This is a genomic window from Planctobacterium sp. R6, assembly GCF_055755215.1.
This window is the reverse complement of sequence record NZ_JBVTQY010000006.1, coordinates 90,024-108,445: the sequence shown is the minus strand read 5'-3', so window position 1 is coordinate 108,445 and position 18,422 is coordinate 90,024. Positions and strand designations below refer to the sequence as shown.

The 18,422-nt window shown below is 48.6% G+C and carries 15 protein-coding genes; 3 read left to right on the top strand and 12 right to left on the bottom strand.

What is annotated here, in order from left to right; translation table 11 throughout:
* Nucleotides 1-14 precede the first annotated feature (14 nt).
* The 5 genes from AC0J20_RS06190 to AC0J20_RS06170 all read right to left on the bottom strand — a co-directional run bounded on the left by AC0J20_RS06190 (nucleotide 15) and on the right by AC0J20_RS06170 (nucleotide 10,260).
* The gene (locus tag AC0J20_RS06190) at nucleotides 15-890 is read right to left on the bottom strand and encodes a transglutaminase family protein (protein WP_473021023.1); all 876 of its coding nucleotides are present in this window, start codon (nucleotides 888-890) and stop codon (nucleotides 15-17) included.
* A complete protein-coding gene (locus tag AC0J20_RS06185; RefSeq protein ID WP_229530733.1) occupies nucleotides 887-3,442 on the bottom strand; it encodes a circularly permuted type 2 ATP-grasp protein in 2,556 nt (851 codons plus the stop codon). Before AC0J20_RS06185 ends, AC0J20_RS06190 begins: the two co-directional genes overlap by 4 nt.
* A 29-nt stretch (nucleotides 3,443-3,471) precedes the next feature.
* Nucleotides 3,472-6,810, bottom strand: a complete 3,339-nt coding sequence (locus AC0J20_RS06180) for a transglutaminase family protein (protein ID WP_473021022.1) — start codon at nucleotides 6,808-6,810, stop codon at nucleotides 3,472-3,474.
* Nucleotides 6,811-7,016: 206 nt separating this feature from the next.
* The gene (locus AC0J20_RS06175; protein ID WP_473021021.1) at nucleotides 7,017-9,533 is read right to left on the bottom strand and encodes an ABC transporter permease; all 2,517 of its coding nucleotides are present in this window, start codon (nucleotides 9,531-9,533) and stop codon (nucleotides 7,017-7,019) included.
* Between the two features lie 13 nt (nucleotides 9,534-9,546).
* Nucleotides 9,547-10,260: an ABC transporter ATP-binding protein gene (locus tag AC0J20_RS06170; protein WP_473021065.1), complete on the bottom strand. Its 714-nt coding sequence runs from the start codon at nucleotides 10,258-10,260 to the stop codon at nucleotides 9,547-9,549.
* Between the two features lie 82 nt (nucleotides 10,261-10,342).
* Between AC0J20_RS06170 and AC0J20_RS06165 the strand changes: the two genes are divergently transcribed.
* Nucleotides 10,343-10,900 (top strand): arylesterase, encoded by a 558-nt coding sequence (locus AC0J20_RS06165; protein WP_229530730.1) that lies wholly within the window; start codon nucleotides 10,343-10,345, stop codon nucleotides 10,898-10,900.
* Nucleotides 10,901-11,008: 108 nt separating this feature from the next.
* The gene (locus AC0J20_RS06160) at nucleotides 11,009-11,260 is read left to right on the top strand and encodes a hypothetical protein (protein ID WP_229530729.1); all 252 of its coding nucleotides are present in this window, start codon (nucleotides 11,009-11,011) and stop codon (nucleotides 11,258-11,260) included.
* A 62-nt stretch (nucleotides 11,261-11,322) separates the two neighbouring features.
* On the opposite strand, the gene AC0J20_RS06155 is transcribed toward AC0J20_RS06160, so the two are convergent.
* The 4 genes from AC0J20_RS06155 to AC0J20_RS06140 all read right to left on the bottom strand — a co-directional run bounded on the left by AC0J20_RS06155 (nucleotide 11,323) and on the right by AC0J20_RS06140 (nucleotide 15,514).
* Complete coding sequence (locus AC0J20_RS06155; RefSeq protein WP_473021020.1) at nucleotides 11,323-12,612, bottom strand: amidohydrolase family protein; 1,290 nt, start codon at nucleotides 12,610-12,612, stop codon at nucleotides 11,323-11,325.
* On the bottom strand, nucleotides 12,612-14,051 hold the full coding sequence (locus AC0J20_RS06150; protein WP_229530727.1) for an amidohydrolase: 1,440 nt from the start codon (nucleotides 14,049-14,051) through the stop codon (nucleotides 12,612-12,614). The genes AC0J20_RS06155 and AC0J20_RS06150 overlap by 1 nt, the downstream gene beginning before the upstream one ends.
* 208 nt (nucleotides 14,052-14,259) lie before the next feature.
* The gene (locus AC0J20_RS06145) at nucleotides 14,260-15,225 is read right to left on the bottom strand and encodes a tRNA-dihydrouridine synthase (RefSeq protein ID WP_473021064.1); all 966 of its coding nucleotides are present in this window, start codon (nucleotides 15,223-15,225) and stop codon (nucleotides 14,260-14,262) included.
* A 97-nt stretch (nucleotides 15,226-15,322) separates the two neighbouring features.
* A complete protein-coding gene (locus AC0J20_RS06140; RefSeq protein ID WP_473021019.1) occupies nucleotides 15,323-15,514 on the bottom strand; it encodes a DUF1289 domain-containing protein in 192 nt (63 codons plus the stop codon).
* Between the two features lie 88 nt (nucleotides 15,515-15,602).
* On the opposite strand from AC0J20_RS06140, the gene AC0J20_RS06135 reads away from it, so the two are divergent.
* Nucleotides 15,603-15,941: a hypothetical protein gene (locus AC0J20_RS06135; RefSeq protein WP_229530725.1), complete on the top strand. Its 339-nt coding sequence runs from the start codon at nucleotides 15,603-15,605 to the stop codon at nucleotides 15,939-15,941.
* A 149-nt stretch (nucleotides 15,942-16,090) separates the two neighbouring features.
* On the opposite strand, the gene arfB is transcribed toward AC0J20_RS06135, so the two are convergent.
* The 3 genes from arfB to AC0J20_RS06120 all read right to left on the bottom strand — a co-directional run bounded on the left by arfB (nucleotide 16,091) and on the right by AC0J20_RS06120 (nucleotide 18,291).
* On the bottom strand, nucleotides 16,091-16,528 hold the full coding sequence (gene arfB / locus AC0J20_RS06130) for an alternative ribosome rescue aminoacyl-tRNA hydrolase ArfB (RefSeq protein WP_229530724.1): 438 nt from the start codon (nucleotides 16,526-16,528) through the stop codon (nucleotides 16,091-16,093).
* A 2-nt stretch (nucleotides 16,529-16,530) separates the two neighbouring features.
* Nucleotides 16,531-17,292, bottom strand: coding sequence for a hypothetical protein (locus AC0J20_RS06125; protein ID WP_473021018.1), 762 nt, complete (start codon nucleotides 17,290-17,292; stop codon nucleotides 16,531-16,533).
* Between the two features lie 147 nt (nucleotides 17,293-17,439).
* Nucleotides 17,440-18,291, bottom strand: coding sequence for a pirin family protein (locus tag AC0J20_RS06120; protein ID WP_473021017.1), 852 nt, complete (start codon nucleotides 18,289-18,291; stop codon nucleotides 17,440-17,442).
* Between the last annotated feature and the right edge of the window lie 131 nt (nucleotides 18,292-18,422).

Genomic DNA, 18,422 nt, shown 5'->3' with positions numbered 1-18,422 from the left:
AATAATCATCCCGGCTAAACCCTTGCCACATCTACGGATACCGTCAGGACATTGCTACCACCGCCAAATAGCACGCCTTTGAGCGGTGTAACGTCGAAATAATCCCGTCCCATCGCCAGGCGAATATGTTGACTTCCCGGTACAATGTCATTGGTGGGATCAAACTCCATCCAGCCACTTCCTGGTAAATACACCGCAAACCAGGCGTGAGAGGCATCGGCGCCTTCCAGCTTTTCCTGACCTTCGGGCGGCAAAGTTTCAATGTAGCCGCTGACATAACGCGCCGCTAAACCGATGCTGCGCAAGCAACCAATGGCCAGATGAGCAAAGTCCTGGCAAACCCCGCGTTTGTGCTCTATCACCGTTTGCAGCGGTGTACTCAGGGTTGTAAACGCCGGATCATACTGAAATTCAGTGAATATACGGTGCATCAAGTGTCGGGTGGCATCTAATAAGGGGCGATTGGGCTTAAAGCTCAATAAGGCATATTCTTTCAGCGAAGGCAGTAACTCAATAAACTTGGAAGCATAGGTAAACTCTTTGGCAAACAACATATCTGCCGTGAGTCCCCGGGCAATTTCATCCCTTACCTGCTCCCAGGCTGCATCAAAGCTAAACAATAAACTCTGCGGCTTTTCCAACACCAAAACTTCGCTGGTAACACTGACTTCCAGTACTTTGTGTTGCTCCGGAATATCAAAACGGGTCACCAGATTTCCGTAGTAATCTTTGTGCTCCCCCAGATAACTGGGGGCGGGTGATATCGTAAAACTACAGGATTGCCGGGTCTGATGTTCGTTGGTTAATGGTGTCAGGCGAGCCAAATTCTGGCACAAACTCACCGGTTCGGCGTATTCGTAGCGGGTAATGTGTTTGATGCGAAACTTCACGATTGCACCTGCCCTTGTAATAATTGTGCTGCGCCTTCAGTATGCGAGAAATAAATCTGACTGATGGCCTCAGCCAAATCATTGAGATCCGAACTAACATCATCCAGCAGTGCCTGCAGATTATTGCGCTCCCCCTTTTTGTTCGCTATCACCAGGTCGCTGAGTTCACAAAGTTGTATTCTGGTCAGTGCTGACAGGATCATTTTCTCGTGCCTTTCCAGACGAGAATCATTCTGCTCATTGGGCATTTCTGCCACCAGTTGTTTTAACCGTTTTAACTGATAGCACAGGGATCTGGGGTAATCGGCATTGAGCAATAACAACTCCACGACGGTTTCCATTCTTTGCTCTACCCGATAACGCCGGCGATGGGTAGCTAAACTTTCCTGCGAGTACAGCAAACTGTCCAGCACCAGCGACTCCATTTCGTTATCGACGGCGTTGCTCAACAGAATTTCCGATAAATTGATAATCTGATGTGCCCGCTCCAGACGCCGCCCCGCTTCCAGCATCAGCCAACCGCCATCGCGAGATAAACTCTCTGCCGCATGACCTAAAAAGGCACTCACCGAATCCAGCAATTCGTTGAGTAATTCCTGCATATCGCTGACACTGCGGGTAGGTTTACTGTATTTTATGCGTCGCGCCGCCTGATTAATCTCATCAATGATGCGCCAGGTATCACCAGACCAGTAATCTCTGACATTAAAGGCGCTGTTGAGAAAGAAGCCGAACGTGGCAGTCAATCCGCCGTTAAGGTCAGTACCAAACACAAATTGTCGCATCATCCACCAGTAAGCGCTGCGGCCTTTCTCCGCCATATCTTCCAGAGCATCTGCAATTTGCGGGTGATGTGGTAACAATCCGGTTATTAACTTCTCAATATGGGCCAGCGCATCTTCTTCGCGGTTAGGGGAATACTCGGTTAAACGCGACAATATCGCTCTGACCAACCGAACCTGACTTTCAGAGCGTTCGATGTTGCGACCGACCCAAAATAAGCTTTCAGCGGTGCGGCTGGTGATCTGTTCATGACCCCGGTAAGCCGCCTGCTCTCCCACCAACTGCCACAAACTACTGTAGTTTTCTTCGTTTTCTCCCAGTACCCAGGTGTCCTTTAGCAGGCCGGTAAAGGGGTTTTCCTGTTGCTGATAATACACCAGCCGGGTCAATGCGCCGGGCAACACCCGATAGCTGCCCTGTTCAGTCAGAGCAAAACTGCGAATTTTGATGGGCTTGGCCTGAAACTTAGCATTGTTCCAGGCCGGCGCTCTGGAAAACTCCAAAAATTGCTGCCCGACATATTTTGCCGGTTGCTGCGTTATTTTGTGGCGCAATTGTTCCAGCTTAGTGTCATCCATACTGGCGGGATATTGATTTTTGGCATGATAATCCGCTCGTTTTATCACCATGTTTTGCAGGTTATCTAAAACAAAGTGGCGGCGATTTTTATCACCACACCAAAAGGTATCAATCTGAGGTAACAACAGGGGTTCATCAAACAGGTGTTCGCAAACCGCTGGCAGATAAGACATTAGGCCCGGGCTTTCCAAAATACCGGCACCAATCGGATTAATTACGATGACATTACCTTGCCTGACAGCGTGCAGTAAGCCGGGCACGCCACAAACCGCATCTTCTTTTAATTCCAGTGAGTCACAGGCCTGATCATCCACCCAACGCAGAATCACATCCACCTGTTCCAGCCCATCCAGGGTTTTCAGCCAGACCTTGCCTTCGCGGACTGTTAAGTCCGCCCCCAACACCAGGTTGTAACCCAGATAGGCCGCCAGATAAGCGTGTTCAAAGTAGGTTTCATCTGAAGCACCAGCTGACAGCATAACAATATTGGGAGTGCGATTGTGCGGTACCATTGCAGTAAAAGTACCATGCCAGGCCTTAAAGAAGCCGGACAGTCGCGCAATCTCGGCACTACTGAATTCGCTACTCATGACCCGCGACATGGCCACACGATTTTCTAAACAGTAACCTACGCCGGTAGGCATCTGGGTTTTATCGCGGATCACCACCAGTTGCCCATCAGGGTTACGGGTAATATCCGCAGAATAAAACATCAGGGGGGTTTCGATATGATTGTAAAGCCCGTGTGCAGGACGAATGTACTGTTCAGAATTAAGCACCACTTCTGCCGGGATAATGCCCGATGTCAACAGTTCACGACGGCCGTAGAGATCTTTAAACACCGCATTGAGTACTTTCGCCCGTTGCTGCATTCCCGCGTTGAGTTGCTGCCAGGAGTGTTGATCCAGCACATAAGGAATAGCATCCAGCTCCCAGGCACGGCGAGATTTATCCTCTTTGCCAAAGCTGTAAGTAACACCAATTTCCTGCAACTGTCGGTGGATCAACTGCTGCCTGGCCCGGAAATCTGACTCCGGCAACTTCTCTAATTGCTGAACCAGATTTTGCCAGTGTGCTCTTGGCTGATTCGTCTCGGCATCCCAAAATTCATCATAACCTTTGGTATCGGCATGATAATCTTCCATGTGCCGGGATAACAAAGATTCCTCCGGGCGGGATTTACTGGTCATATCGCTTTCTCTTTATTCTGTTCCCGCCTTTATTTACCAGAGTTTTGCCCTATTGGTCTACGTAAATCCAGGGTAAATGGATATTCATCATTGGGGCTCTCTGCAACCGGTGCCTGCGCAGGTCGATTTTTATGATTTGCCGTAAACTGACCTTTCGAGTGCGTTGTTCCGCGCCAGTTTTGGCTGATCTGCGCCTGCGTTTGTGTATGACCTTCATCATCAAAACGCGCAATACGTCGCCCCTCGGCTTCAAAACTGTTCACCGGGAAGGCTTCAAAATTGCGCCCGCCAGGGTGCACAACATGATAGGTACAGCCACCTACAGAACAATTGTTCCAGGTATCGTAAATATCAAAAACCAACGGCGAATGTACGCCAATGGTGGGATGCAAAGCGGAAGGCGGCTGCCATGCCCGATAGCGCACGCCAGCCACATACTCGCCATGAGTGGGACAACGATGCAAGGGTAATCGGCGACCGTTGCAGGAAATTATATAGCGGTCAGACGTTAAGCCTTTGACATGTACCTGCAAGCGTTCCAGCGACGAATCCACAAAGCGGGACGTACCACCACTGCCCATTTCCTCACCCAGCACATGCCAGGGTTCAATCGCGGTACGCAGCTCCAGTGCAATATCATTGATGTTGACTTTGCCAATCACCGGAAATCGAAACTCGTGGAAGGCGTTCAGCCATTCTGCTTCAAACTGATAACCGTTTTGTTGCAAGGTGGCACAGACTTCCTGCATGTCACGGGCGACAAAATAGGGCAACAGGAATCGGTCGTGCAGCTCGGTACCCCAACGCACCAGTTTGTGGTGATAAGGATTTTGCCAGAAGTTCACCAGCAGGGTTCGAAGTAACAGGTTTTGAACCAGACTCATCTGATAATGCGGCGGCATTTCAAAACCGCGGAACTCTAATATTCCGAGACGTCCGGTTGCCGAATCAGGCGAATACATCTTATCAATACAGAACTCCGAGCGATGAGTGTTGCCGGAAATATCCACCAACAGATGTCTAAGCAATCTGTCCACCAACCAGGGTTGTTGCGTTTCGCCGTCCGGTAACTGAGAAAATGCAATTTCCAGTTCGTACAGATATTCATCCCGCCCTTCATCGACCCTTGGGGCCTGACTGGTGGGTCCGATAAACAAACCGGAAAACAAGTAGGACAATCCAGGGTGGTGTTGCCAGAAAGTCAGTAAACTGCGCAGCACACCTGGCTTGCGCAAAAACGGACTATCCAGCGGCGAACTGGCCCCCATGGTGACATGATTGCCGCCACCGGTACCGGTGTGACGACCATCCAGCATAAACTTTTCTGTACCCAGACGGCTTTCCCGCGCCAGTTGATATAAGGTCTCGGTGTTGGAAACCAGTTCATGCCACGAGTTTGCCGGGTGAATATTGACTTCAATGACTCCGGGGTCCGGCGTAACTGCAAACTTTTTCAGTCGCAAATCCGCCGGCGGTGAATAGCCTTCAAAGATAACCGGGACTTTTAACGACGCGGCCACCACTTCGATATGTTGTACTAACAAAAGATAGTGTTCTAAATACACCATTGGCGGCATAAAGACATATAAACGTCCGTCTCTGACCTCCACACACAGTGCCGTTTTTGCAAAACGCTCCGTAGCGGCTTTGTCCCGCAGATTAAAATGGCCAATTAGATCAGCTGGCAATTCGTCATAGGGTTGAAAATAACTATGGGGTTGGTACTCATCGCCCTGATTAACCGGTTGCCAGGGAATAGAGTTCAATGGCAAGCGCAATCCAAGCGGAGAATCACCGGGCACCAGCGTCAGACGCTGAGTGCGAAAAGTCCACTGGCAGCTATGCCAGCGATGATTGGCATAATCCCAGCCCATAGGTAAGACATAGCCACTGGGGGAATCAGGGTCACCGTTTAATACCGCCCGCAATTTGGCGCGCTCCGAGTATTCCTTAAGCTTGATTTTGTTCAAATCAACATTGTCGGGTAATTGTCCTTCCTGCCAGATGAGATACAACGCATCTTCATAAGCTGGCAATAAGTTTTTGGTGGCAATGCCCAGCTCCTGACTCAGCGCTTCGGCAAACTGTTTAGCGGCATCCGCCGACAGCTTTGTATCGCTAATAGGATCACCTGCCAGGCGATCATTTTTCCATACCGGATGACCATCTTCACGCCAGTAACTGGCGTATTGCCAGCGCGGCAGCGGCTCGCCGGGATACCATTTTCCCTGACCAAAATGCCGCAATGCCCCTGGTGAAAAGGTATGCTGCATCTTTTTAAACAATTCACAGGCCAGTTTGCGCTTCACCGGACTATCCGCTGTGGTATTCCACTCCGGCCCTTCCATATCGTCAATGGATACAAAGGTAGGTTCACCCCCCATGGTCAGGCGAATATCCTGGGTTTGCAGCTCTTCATCCACCTGCTCTCCCAGCGCCTGAATTGCCTGCCATTGAGATTCTGAATAGGGCTTAGTCACCCGCGGAGCTTCGTGGATGCGGGTGACGCTGTTACTGAACTCAAATTCTACTTCACACTTATCAGTCGCGCCGGTAATAGGGGCAGCACTGGCTGGCTCAGGACTCGCCGATAATGGAATATGACCTTCTCCGGCAAACAACCCTGAGGTAGCGTCCAGACCTATCCAACCCGCTCCCGGCACAAAGACTTCAGCCCAGGCATGCAAATCGGTAAAGTCTTGTTCGGGTCCACTGGGGCCATCCAGGCTCTTCTGGTCGGGTGCCAGTTGCACCAGATAACCTGACACAAAACGCGCGGCCAGCCCCAGATGTCTGAGCAACTGCACCAGTAACCAGGCGAAATCCCGACAAGATCCGGACCCTTTTTCTAAGGTTTCCTCACAGGTCTGAACCCCAGGCTCCATGCGCACCAGATAGTCCAGATGCTGATACACTTCCTGATTTAAACCCACCAGAAAATCCACGGTGGCTTTTTTGCTCAGGTCCAGAGTATCTATCCATTTCTTGAACAGCGGCCCGTTCTCCGTCACCTTAAGATAGGGAGAAAGTTCCTGTTGCAACTCTGCAGTGTAATCAAAAGGGGCTTTTTCTGCGTATTCTTCGATAAAGAAATCAAACGGATTGATCACCGTCATTTTGGCGATGACTTCTACTGTCACATCCAGATACTTGCTGCGCTCAGGAAACACCACTCTGGCCTGATAGTTACCAAACGGGTCCTGTTGCCAGTTGATAAAATGTTCTTCAGGATTAACTTTCAGCGAATAAGCCTGGATTGGCGTGCGACAATGCGGCGCCGGTTTTAATCTGAAGGTATGAGGTGCAATATTCACCAACCTGTCAAAGTTATAGCGGGTATGGTGCCTGATAGCTACAGTTATAGTCATGGATGCCTGGGTAAAATGGGTTGCAGTAGTTCTAGTGTATACCCTGACAAATTAACTACCAGTAAAGTCACACATTGTGCCTATAATTTTTTTGCAACGTACTGAAATTCAAGGACTATGTAGCTAAGTACATGAGGATAATGTGACATTCAGATACAAAAAAGCGGGGCTCGCCCCGCTTAATCAATGCAATTTACTTGTGCCACCTAAACCATATTGCGCAACAGCTGGCTGGTATTCAGTGACAACAGACGCCAGCAACTGATGGCACCCAGGATACCAACCACTGCAGCCCCCACCACCGGTGCAATAACCCAGTACTCGAAGTGTAAACTGCCTGGCATCTGGAATACCTGTGACTGTAATAAATACAGCGTGAGTTCATTGGCTAATGCGGCCATTATCCCAGCCACAACACCAATAATCACAAACTCGAACACCACACTGGCTCTGATCAACCAACCTTTAGCTCCCAGAGTTCTGAGTATGGCCAGTTCCTGCTGACGTTCATCCATACTGGCCTGAACCTGTGCAATTAATACCAGCGCTCCGGCGATCAGTACCAACACCAGAATAAATTCCACCGCCATCGACACCTGATCCACGATCTCCCGCAACTGGTTAATTCGCGCATCAACATCGAATAGGGTTACCGTAGAAAACGGTGCCATCAACCGGGCAATCTCATCTTTTCGTTCAGTGTCCAGATTAAAACTGGTGATATAGGTGGGTAAAAAGCCTTGCATAACCTCGGGTTGCAGTACAAAGAAGAAATTTGGCTGCATAGTTTGCCAGTTGACCTCCCTCAGACTGGTGATGGTGACGTCTACCACCTCACTACCAATATTGAAGGTTACAACGTCGCCCAGTTTAAGTGCTAATCGCTCTGCAGTTTTGGACTCTACCGACATGCCGTAGGGTTCGCCTTCCTGGTAATCTGAAAACCACTGCCCGGCAACAATCTTGTTTTCTCGTTGCAGACGGTAACTCCAGGTTAAATTGGCTTCTCGGCCAAAGGCATCACGGCGGTTGGACTGAACTTCGGTCTCTTCATCTTCTTTGGTGATTTCGGTATTCACCCGCTCCCCGTTAACCGCAACAAAACGGGCACGAACCACAGGGTAAAACTCTTCGACCTGTACCCCACTTTCAGCAAAGTGCTGCTCCATTTGAGGTTTCTGAGTTTCAGTAATATTCGCCATGAAATAATTGGGAGTGCCTTGAGGCAGTTGATCGCGCCATTGCTGGATCATGTCGTTGCGCATCACCAGCACCACCAGTAACAACATTATGGTCACCGCAAAACTGATCAGTTGCACACTGTTGTCCATAGAACGGCGCTGAATTCTGGCCCAGGCAAGTTGCCATGCCCCCATCCGCCCTTTTCCTAAGCGGCGTCCCAGCCAGATAAGACCATAGGTAACTGCCAGTAAGGCCAGTACCAAAACAATCCCGGAACTAAATAATATGGCTGAGATTTTAAGATTTTTGCTGTAGGTCCACATCAACAGGAAAATAGCACCACCGGCCGCCAGAAACTGAATGATTCGCGAGCTCATCTTGGCTCCGAGGTCTTTGCGCAGCACCCGAAGCGGTGGAACCGAAAACAGTTTTAACAGTGGATACAGGGAAAACAAAATTGCACAGATCACGCCGGTAAAAACGGCAATGAGTACCGGTCCCCAGTACCAAGATTGCAGTGAAACAGCAACCCGTTCCTGTATTGCCGACGCCACAGCAGCCTGAATGCCATAACCCAGTGCGCCACCAATTGCTATCCCCAAAATGGTGATAAAGATAATCTGCAACAAAAATACGCGTTGCACCATCTTGCGACTGGCTCCCAGGGTTTTCATAATTGCAACCGGATCATAATGACGTTGCGAATAGCGCTGCGCCGCTACGGCAATAGCCACCGATGCCAACACAATTGCCAGTAAACTGGCCAGCAGGAAATACTGTTCCGCTCTGCGTACAGAATTCCCCACCCAGGAGTCGTCATCCTCTACAGACATGATAAAGTGAACATCGCTGTCCATCTGAGGGCGCAACCAGTCGGTATACTCTTCAAGGTCTGCGTGTTCCCCTGTCAGGAATAAATAATGCCCGGCTCTGCTTCCCGGGCCAACAATGCCTGTTCCGGGTAAATCATCTTTGCGGATCAACACCTTGGGATTGGAGTTAAATATAGAAAAACCGGCATCGGGCACTTCGGACAAAACTCTTGTAATCACAAAGGGCTTGTCCCCCACTTCAATGGTATCTCCGACAGACAACCCAAGAGTCTGAAACATTTGAGATTCCACCCAGGTTTCCCCCGGCATCGGTATAGCGTCGATTGCCACACCGATGCCAAATGGCGTATCAGTAACCTTTATATCGCCCTTAAGCGGGTAATTCTCATTTACCGCCCTGATGTCCGCCAACATCATGGTATCGTTGGCAAACACCATTGAGCGCATATAAGTACTTTGTGCCGTATTGAAACCCGCTTCTTGTGCCTTTAACAGCCATTCTTCCGGCAACGGATTGCGACCACCTATCAATCGATCCGATGCCATAAACTGTGAGGTACGTTCTGTAAGAGCAGACTGCAGGCGTTCGCTGAATAGCGACAGTGATAGCACCGCCGCCACCGACAGCACAATGGCTGCCAAAATTATGGTGAGCTCACCACGTCGCATTTCGTGGCGAAACAATCGCCAGGCTAAATTAAACCACATCAGTCGGCTCCCTTCAGATTGCTTTTAACTGCGGTTCATCACCTTTTGCCTGAGGCGAATCCGATTGTTTTTCGGTTAGTTCTCCGGCATGCATCAACAGTTGTCTTTCACATTTATCCGCCAGCTCTGTATCGTGAGTGACTAATACCAACGTCGTGTGCGCTGACTCATTAAGTTCGAACAAAAGTTTTTCCACCTTCTCGCCATTTGCCGCATCCAGATTACCGGTGGGTTCATCGGCGAATAAAATTTTCGGCTGGGTAATAAAAGCACGGGCAATGGCCACACGCTGTTGCTCACCACCAGACAACTGATTGGGGAAATGGCTTGCACGATGGCTAAGACCGACCTTTTCCAACAATTCGTTGGCCAGGGCTTCAGGATTGTCCAGCCCGGCGATTTCTGCCGGCAACATGACATTTTCCAAAGCAGTCAGACTTTGCACTAACATAAACGACTGAAAGATAAAGCCCACTTTTTCACCCCGCAATCGGGCCCGCTGTTCTTCATCCATGGTGTGCAGTGCTGCACCATCCAGATGAATTTTACCTGAGCTGACTTCGTCCAGCCCGGCTAATAAACCCAGCAATGTGGACTTACCGGAACCCGATGCCCCCACGATTGCGATCGTTTCTCCCGCCTTGACATCAAAGCTAATTGGTTGAAGGATCTGCAAAGGTCCTTCAGAAGTTGTCACTTTTTTGGTGATACTGTCGGTAGAAATCATATATTCAGGAGCTGTATTCATCGTGCTATTTCGTCTCAAATTTCTTCTTTTGCTTATACCGTTATGGGTCTTTTCAGATCACTTGCAAGCCCGCGAGGTCAAGTTATTGGTATTAGGGGATAGCTTAAGCGCAGCCTATAACCTAAAACAAGAGGACGGCTGGGTTGCATTGTTACAAAAAAGCTGGACAGATAAAAACATCGAAATCGTTAATGCTGCTATCAGCGGCGAGACCTCAGACGGTGGTTTGCAACGGCTCAACCGGCTGTTGACACAACACCAACCCAGTCACCTTTACCTTGAGTTAGGGGCCAACGATGGGCTACGCGGCTACCCCATTAACAAAATGAAACAAAATTTAGCGAAAATAATTACTACCGCTCAGGAGCAGGACATTAAGGTTATTTTGCAGGAAATGCGTATTCCGACCAATTATGGCCCTCGCTATACCCGCATGTTCACTGAAAGCTACAGCGAACTGTCAGATGAATTTGAACTGCCACTAATCAGCTTTTTTCTGGAAGACATTGCCCTAAAGCCGGAATTGATGCAACGGGACGGACTGCACCCCAACAAGGATGCACAGCCCCAGCTGGCCGACTGGATGGCACAACGCCTGGGGCCTTTGCTGTTTCAATAATACAGAGCCAACTTACTGTATCGGCAAGCAAGTTACATTTTTTACGGGAAATTGTTCTTTTTTTAAGCTAAACTCGTAAGAGTAGGTAAAACGAAACGAGGTATTATTATGGGTGCAATTTCAGGTGGTTCGCCTGCAACCTTTCAGGCCAGTATTCAGCAAACTGAACTACAAAACCAGGCAGAAGTCGAGCAACGCCGCGAAGCGCAGGAAACATTGCGTGCAGAGCGTCAGGAGCAATCCCAGGAAAGTAATGAAGCTCAGGAGGCCAGTTCACGCTCTGCTGAGCAGGCTCAAAACGAAGCCCGGCAGGCAAACCCCAATCAGCGAGTGGGCGGTAATGTAGACGTCAGTGTCTGACCGCTAAGAATCACAAAAAAGGCGCTTCAATCATTGAAGCGCCTTTTTTAATTGCCATGTGTTTAAGGTTTTATATAGCGATAAGCCTTGTCGGATTGCATTTGCAGATAGCGGTCACGCAGTTTGGACTGTCTTGAAGTCATGGGGATTTGCTCACCATCAATCACAACCGTTTCCGCATAACTCATCACTTCCAGTGGATCGCCAGACCACACCACCACATCAGCACTCTTGCCTTTTTCCAGGCTACCGTGGCTGTCAGCAACGCCCAACACTTCTGCCGCAACAGAAGTAATAGACGCCAGGCCTTTTTCCCAGGGTAAGCCATTGGCCACAGCATTACCGGCATGTTGCATTACCAATCGCGCGTTGTGGGTGTCCATGCCAATGGCCACTTTGACCCCAGCCGCATCCAGCCTCGCGGCGTTACTCAGGGTAGCGCCCAATTCATCAAAATCGTAAGGCAGGTTGGATTCAGGTCTGAGAATAACTGCAATGTCATGGGCTGCTAACTCGTCTGCGACTCGCCACGCTTCCGTTGCGTGCACCAGCACAATTTTCAGGTCCTCAAATTTTTGCTTGATGTGGATAATATGACGAATATCCATTGTGCGGTTAACTGTAATCAGCAATGGCATATCACCTTTCATGACCGGCACCAGCGCATTGACTTCAGTTTTAGTCAGATCGCCATCCCAGTCGTCCTTCTTGCGCAGCGTTTTGCCTTTTAAACTGGCTGCTTCCTGCAACACCGACATGAGTTTTGGCCAGGCCACCGCTCGTGAGCCGGAACTACTGTCTATTTTCCCACCGGTCATATCCAGTAGCATAACCGCATTGCCTTTAACAATAGGATTAACCTTATCGCCAAGGCTGATAAATGCCCCCTGCCCCTGAAAAAAGGTATCGGTATCGGCCATGACACTGGCAGCGCTGGTGATACCTTCAATACGGGCAATATTTATCAGGCTGGAGTCGGGATTAACCGCATATTTAGTCTCTATCTGGGTACCCAGATACCCTGAATCCTCCAGTTTTGCGGAATAATCTGCGATGCCAGCGGAGTATTCCACGTCCACCAGTCCCAGTGACGTATAGGCACCAATAATACCCGGTGTTACCCATTTGCCCGCGGCATCAATGGTTTTATAACCCGAAGGCACTGAGCCGCCAGATTTTACGGATTTAATTACCTCATCTTCTATAAGAATGGTGGCATTTTCCACTTTGCCCTGTCCGGTCATGGTGAACGCCGTGCCCCCCACGATAGCAATATTTTCGGCAATTGACTGAGCAGAAAAAATGACAGCCGAAGCGGCAATGGCCAGCGCGGTTTTGTTGAAATGTTTCATTATAGTTCTCCCTCGCCTGGTTGATCTAACTCGAAGTCTGTAACCGGCCACAGAGCATCATTGCCTTTTTCGTAAACCTTTACCCCGTCAATAAATACCTGCTCAGCTTGCGTATAGGTGGAAAACGGGTCGCCACTCCACAACACTAAATCAGCATCTTTACCGGGTTCAACAGAACCAGTCTGATCAAATACGCCCAACGAACGAGCCGGATTGGCGGATAACCATTCCCAGGCCTGCGCTTTAGTAAATTCGATGCCCGCTTTTTTACCATTGGCCAGCGCTTTTGCGGCTTCCTGATTGAGTCGCTGAATCCCCAAATCGGAATCAGAGTGCACAATGGCACAGCCACCGGCGTTAGCTACCAAAGGAATATTTTCCAGAATGCCGTCATAGGCTTCCATTTTAAAGCCCCACCAGTCGGCCCACATGGAGGCACAAACATTGTTCTCAGCCAGTTTGTCAGCAATTTTGTACCCTTCGACTGCGTGGTGGAAGCTGGTAATTTGATAATCGAACTCTTTCATTACATCCATCATCACCGCCATCTCATCGGCGCGATAACAATGCATATGCACCAGAATTTCCCCTTCCAGCACGCCCATCAGGGTTTCCAGTTTTAAGTCGCGAGTGGGTGCGGCAGGATTCTTGCCTTCGGCATATTCTTTTTTGTATTTGTCCCATTTTTGTTTGTATTCTGTCGCGGCTATCCACTCCTTGCGATATCCGGCCACATTACCCATGCGAGTCATGGGACCACCTTTGCCGCCATAAACCCGTTTTGGATTTTCACCACAGGCCATCTTCATGCCATAAGGGGCATCGGGGAACTTCATATCCTGCACGGTGCGGTCGGGTACATTTTTGAGGGTTACTGCACGTCCCCCTACCAAATTTGCGGAACCTGGCAGTATCTGCAAAGTGGTGACTCCCCCCGCCAGAGCGGCAGAAAATCCTGGGTCCTGCGGCCACACTGAATGTTCTGACCAGACTTCAGCGGTAACCGGCGTTGTCATTTCGTTACCATCGGCATGACTATCTACATCTGGTGTAGGATAAACCCCCAGGTGGCTGTGGTTATCGATAATCCCGGGCGTTAACCATTTTCCGGTGCCATCAATCACGGTCGCCTCAACCGCGCTGATGTTGCTGCCCACTTGTTTGATGTCACCGTTTTCAATCAGTACAGAGGCATTATCTAAACGCCCGCCTATACCATCCAGCAAGGTGACATTGGTGATTAGCACAGTGCCACTGTCTGCCGGTTGATAGGTGCTGGGAAATGGATTGGGGTTAACTTCTACGTAAGGGTCTTGTTGCTCGGTTTTCTCTTCATGGTCATCAGCAATAGCGTTACTTGCTAAACCCACAGACAGTGCAAGCACAGAGAGATGTCTCAGCCCGCCCTTAACGAGCCGGTTATTGTTGGGTATTTTCATCGGTTGCTCTACGTTTATTTTCAGATTAAACCTCAGTGAGTACACCGTCACAGCAGCGTTACCATTAACCCGCAACGGCCTTGTAACAGCGGTTTACTGAGATACTCCATTTATAATTTTTACGACTAATGACTTTCTCTTACGAGCGCATTTAACTCATTAGCAGAACCTAAAGATATAACGGATAAACGAATTTTGACAAATCAGATCACAAATTTATGGGCAAATCGGATCTGTCTGGGATGGCATGATTAGCGGTAAAATCAGATTGCGCTTTGAGTAGAGCCACGATGTCTTTTGCCGTTTGCAGGCGGCGCACCACTTCAAATAATACGCGGGCTTCAGGAAACTGTATCTGCAGATAGCGCAACCATTGTTTGACGCGATTGGGATAATATTTACCCTTAGCACCATACAGTTCATAGCCACTGTATTGGATGAGTAATTGCAGCATGGCCTGCCAATGCATTTCAGGTTGGCCTTGCCTGATACTCAGAGCCAGACCTGGATGGGCCAAAGCGCCGCGACCCAGCATGAGATCCTGACAACCTGATTGCTGTGCACAACGTTTCGCATCTGCCGCGGTCCAGATCTCGCCATTCGCCACAACCGGAATATCAATCTTTTCTTTGATGCGGGCAATCCAGTCCCAATAGGCCGGCGGATTGTAACCTTCCCGTTTGGTGCGGGCATGGATCACTAACATATCCGCTCCGCCTTCCTGCAGGGCCAGCGCATTGTCGACAGCTAAAGACTTGTCATCAAAGCCCAGACGCATTTTTGCGCTGACGATCTGATGCGCCGGCACGGCCTGGCGCACCGCCTTTAATATCTGATATAAGGACTCAGTATCTTTCAGTAAAACCGCTCCGCCGCGGTGTTTATTGACGGTTTTAGCGGGACAACCGAAATTCAAATCGACACCGTGGGATCCCAGCTCTACGGCACGGCAGGCATTGGCCGCCAAGGCTTCGGGATTTTGTCCTAACAACTGCACCCGCACAGGTGTGCCGGCGGGTGTTAAACCTCCATTGTGCAGTTCCGGACAAAGTCGGGTAAAGACTTTGGCGGGTAGCAAAGCATCCACGACTCTGACAAATTCAGTGACACAAATATCATAGCCACCGATTCGGGTTAACATGTCGCGCATTAAATGATCCACAACGCCTTCCATCGGAGCGAGATAGATTTTACCAACATGAGATTCAGAATTCAGAGACAATGAGTTTGATACCTGGGAGGAATATTAAAAGTGCAGCATGATACCAGTTTCATCCCGGGTCGCTACCCTTTTCCTGTCGTCGCTGGCAACAGTTAGACAGTATTTCACGCTTTCTTTGTGGTGTTGCTGCAGACCATTCCATTATCTCCTGAATAGAGCGTTTACAACCGACACAGATGTCCTGCAAATCCAGACAACACTGTCTGTTACATGGGCTTTCTATGTCCTTTGGTTTACTCATAGTTTGGTCTGTTATTCTCTGCTGTGACAGGTTTCTTTCAACATATGGACTATATTTTTATGACACTAAGTACAAACACCAAGCCCACATGGAAAACCTGAGTAGCACAGTAACCAGCAATCAATTGGATGATCAAGCCTTTATCGAACTGGTAAAGGAGTGTATTGGTTCCACCGCCATTTTGCCTATTATGACACTGTTACACGAAGGTAAAAACACCCGGGAAAAACTCGATAGTGCCCTGTCTCATTTGCCAGCGGCGACATTACATGAATGCCTGGATAAAATGATAAAATTTGCCATTGTGCAACCACTCAACAAAAGCAGTGTTAGTGCGGGGCCTGCGTGGTTTCTGACACCAGTTGGCCAGGAGTTCAGATTAATATTGCAAGATATTGAACGTCTCAAACTGAAGTATCGCGAATAGGCCGGTTGTTACGACTTGTTACCCGCTGGCTTAGCTTGCTGAATCAACTGCACCGGCTCCAGACCATCAGTATTTGTTATTCACACGCCTGGAACCAGTGTTCCTGAAGCTGCGCTGAGAGGGAAAATATTTAATGCAGCGGGTATTTATCAGTAGTCCGTGACCTTTTTTCTCAGGATTTTGTTTTTACCCACTTGTTTTTTGGCATCCACCCGCCTTTTTTGTGAGGCTTTCGTGGGTTTAGTGGCTTTCCTGGTTTTGGGAATATGATTTGCCTTTTGGATCAGTTCCACCAGGCGTTCGATGGCATCCGCTTTGTTTTTTTCCTGGGTTCTGAATTGCTGCGCTTTAATCACCAGTACACCATCAGATGTGAGGCGGCTGTCGCTGCGTTGCAGTAAATTATCTTTGATACGTTGTGGTAAGGATGAGGCTAAAATATCAAACCTCAGATGGATAGCACTGGATACTTTGTTAACGTTTTGACCACCGCTACCCTGCGCGCGAATCGCGCTAATTTCTATCTCATCTAACACCAGATAAACGGTGTTGGATATTTTTATACTGTTGGTCGTATCTGTAATCAAAATCAGTAACCGTGCTCGCTTATCAGGTCGTGCATGATAGCCTGGAATTCGCCACTTTGCTTAAGTTGTGCAATTCCCTTATCCAGAAGAGATTTAACTTTTGCCCCTTGCGGACTGTTGCGCACCATAAAGCGAATGTCATAAAAGGCCCAGGTATTTAAGCGGTGATCCACGAAATCAAGCTCTCTGATAACCTGTTTCACTTTGTGCTCTTCAAACAAGTAGCCGGACAACTCTCCTCTTTGTACCTTGGCAATACTTTCCTTCATGCTGTGGCTTCCCACAAACCGATTGCTGAAAAAAGCCACGTGCGAAATGTCAGTTTCTATGCTGTGTTGCGCGTAGTTTGTAGGGGTTATTTCGATTTCTTCACGAGAAACAATCACAAATCTGGCTCTGTAAATGTTCTCATCGGTGTACGCTAGATCACTGAGCTTAACCCCCATTTGCATCATATAATCAGTTGCGCCCAGTGCATCCTGAGGATCATAGAGAATCGGCAATTGCGCATCGACATGATCCCGGGCCAATTCCACAATTGAGCGGGCAAATGGCATTTTGATAATTTCGAAGCGAATGTCAGGCAATTGTTCATCGAGAGCCTGTAGTAGATTAATATGCAACTCTTCTTTTGGATGTTTGTCTACATCCGGCAATTCGGCAACAGATATGCGCAAAACCTCTTCTGCAGACACCATCAATGAGCCAGAAGTGAACCAGATGACAATGCAGAGCTTAGTGAAGATTTTAAGACAATTTTGCATGAATGAGTTTAGCTTCTCCGCAGAATTCGGTAAGTAACTTAGCCACCTGATAATCAGCGATTTTCCTTTGCTCAGATAATAGCAAGCCTGACATTAAACGCCAGTTTAAGAAGCAACAAAACCAGGGTAAATTTGCCCTAACCTCGATCAGGGCAAAGGAATATACTCCACATCATCACCTGGAATTGTGGGAAACTTGCCTTCCTTCCAACGTTGTTCAGCCTGTTTAATCTTATCTTCTGAATAAGCCAAAAAATTCCAACGTAAAATAGGTTGTTTTGGCAGCTTTTTGCCCCCCAACAGAAAATAACGACTGTTAATCAGGGTTTCAATGGACTCTTCATTTTCTAACATGACAAATTGACCGGCTTCAAATGCTTCGTCGCCAATTTTGACTGTACCTGAAATGACGTAACAGGCGGTCTCTGACTCAGCACAAGGGCGTTCTACAACGGCGCCGACTTCGGTTATGGCATCCAGATAAAACATCGGAGAATAGGTTTTTACCGGCGAAGTATAGTTATAGGCTTCGCCTGCAATTAAACGCATCAATATATTTTCACGGTGAATATAGGGCAATGCAGAGCGATTGATATGTAAAAAGCTTGGCTCCATTTCTGTTTTATCTTCCGGTAAGGCTACCCAGCACTGTAATCCATTAAGTACGTGATCTTTACCCCGCGTTTCGATGGTTTCACGCTCGGAGTGTACTATGCCCTTCCCCGCCGTCATCCAGTTAACATCACCGGGATGAATCTCCTGAATGCTCCCCAGACTATCCCGGTGCAACATACTGCCCTCCATCAGATAACTGATGGTCGCCAGCCCGATATGAGGATGTGGCCGCACGTTAATGCCTTGTCCTGCTGGGAATTCTGCGGGCCCCATGTGATCCACAAACACAAATGGCCCCACCGAACGCTGATTAATATTGGGGATAATACGAGAAACCGAAAAGCCACCAAGGTCTTTACGGGCAGAATTAATGACAAATGCCATGGCTACTCTGATAGTCGTTTGGTTTGTTATAAAACCTAGCAGTATTTAGCTGATTTGCCAGCGATCAGTATTTCTTCTTCTGAATGAGCAATGTTTGATCAATTTCAATGTGGCTGTCTGCTGCCTGAATC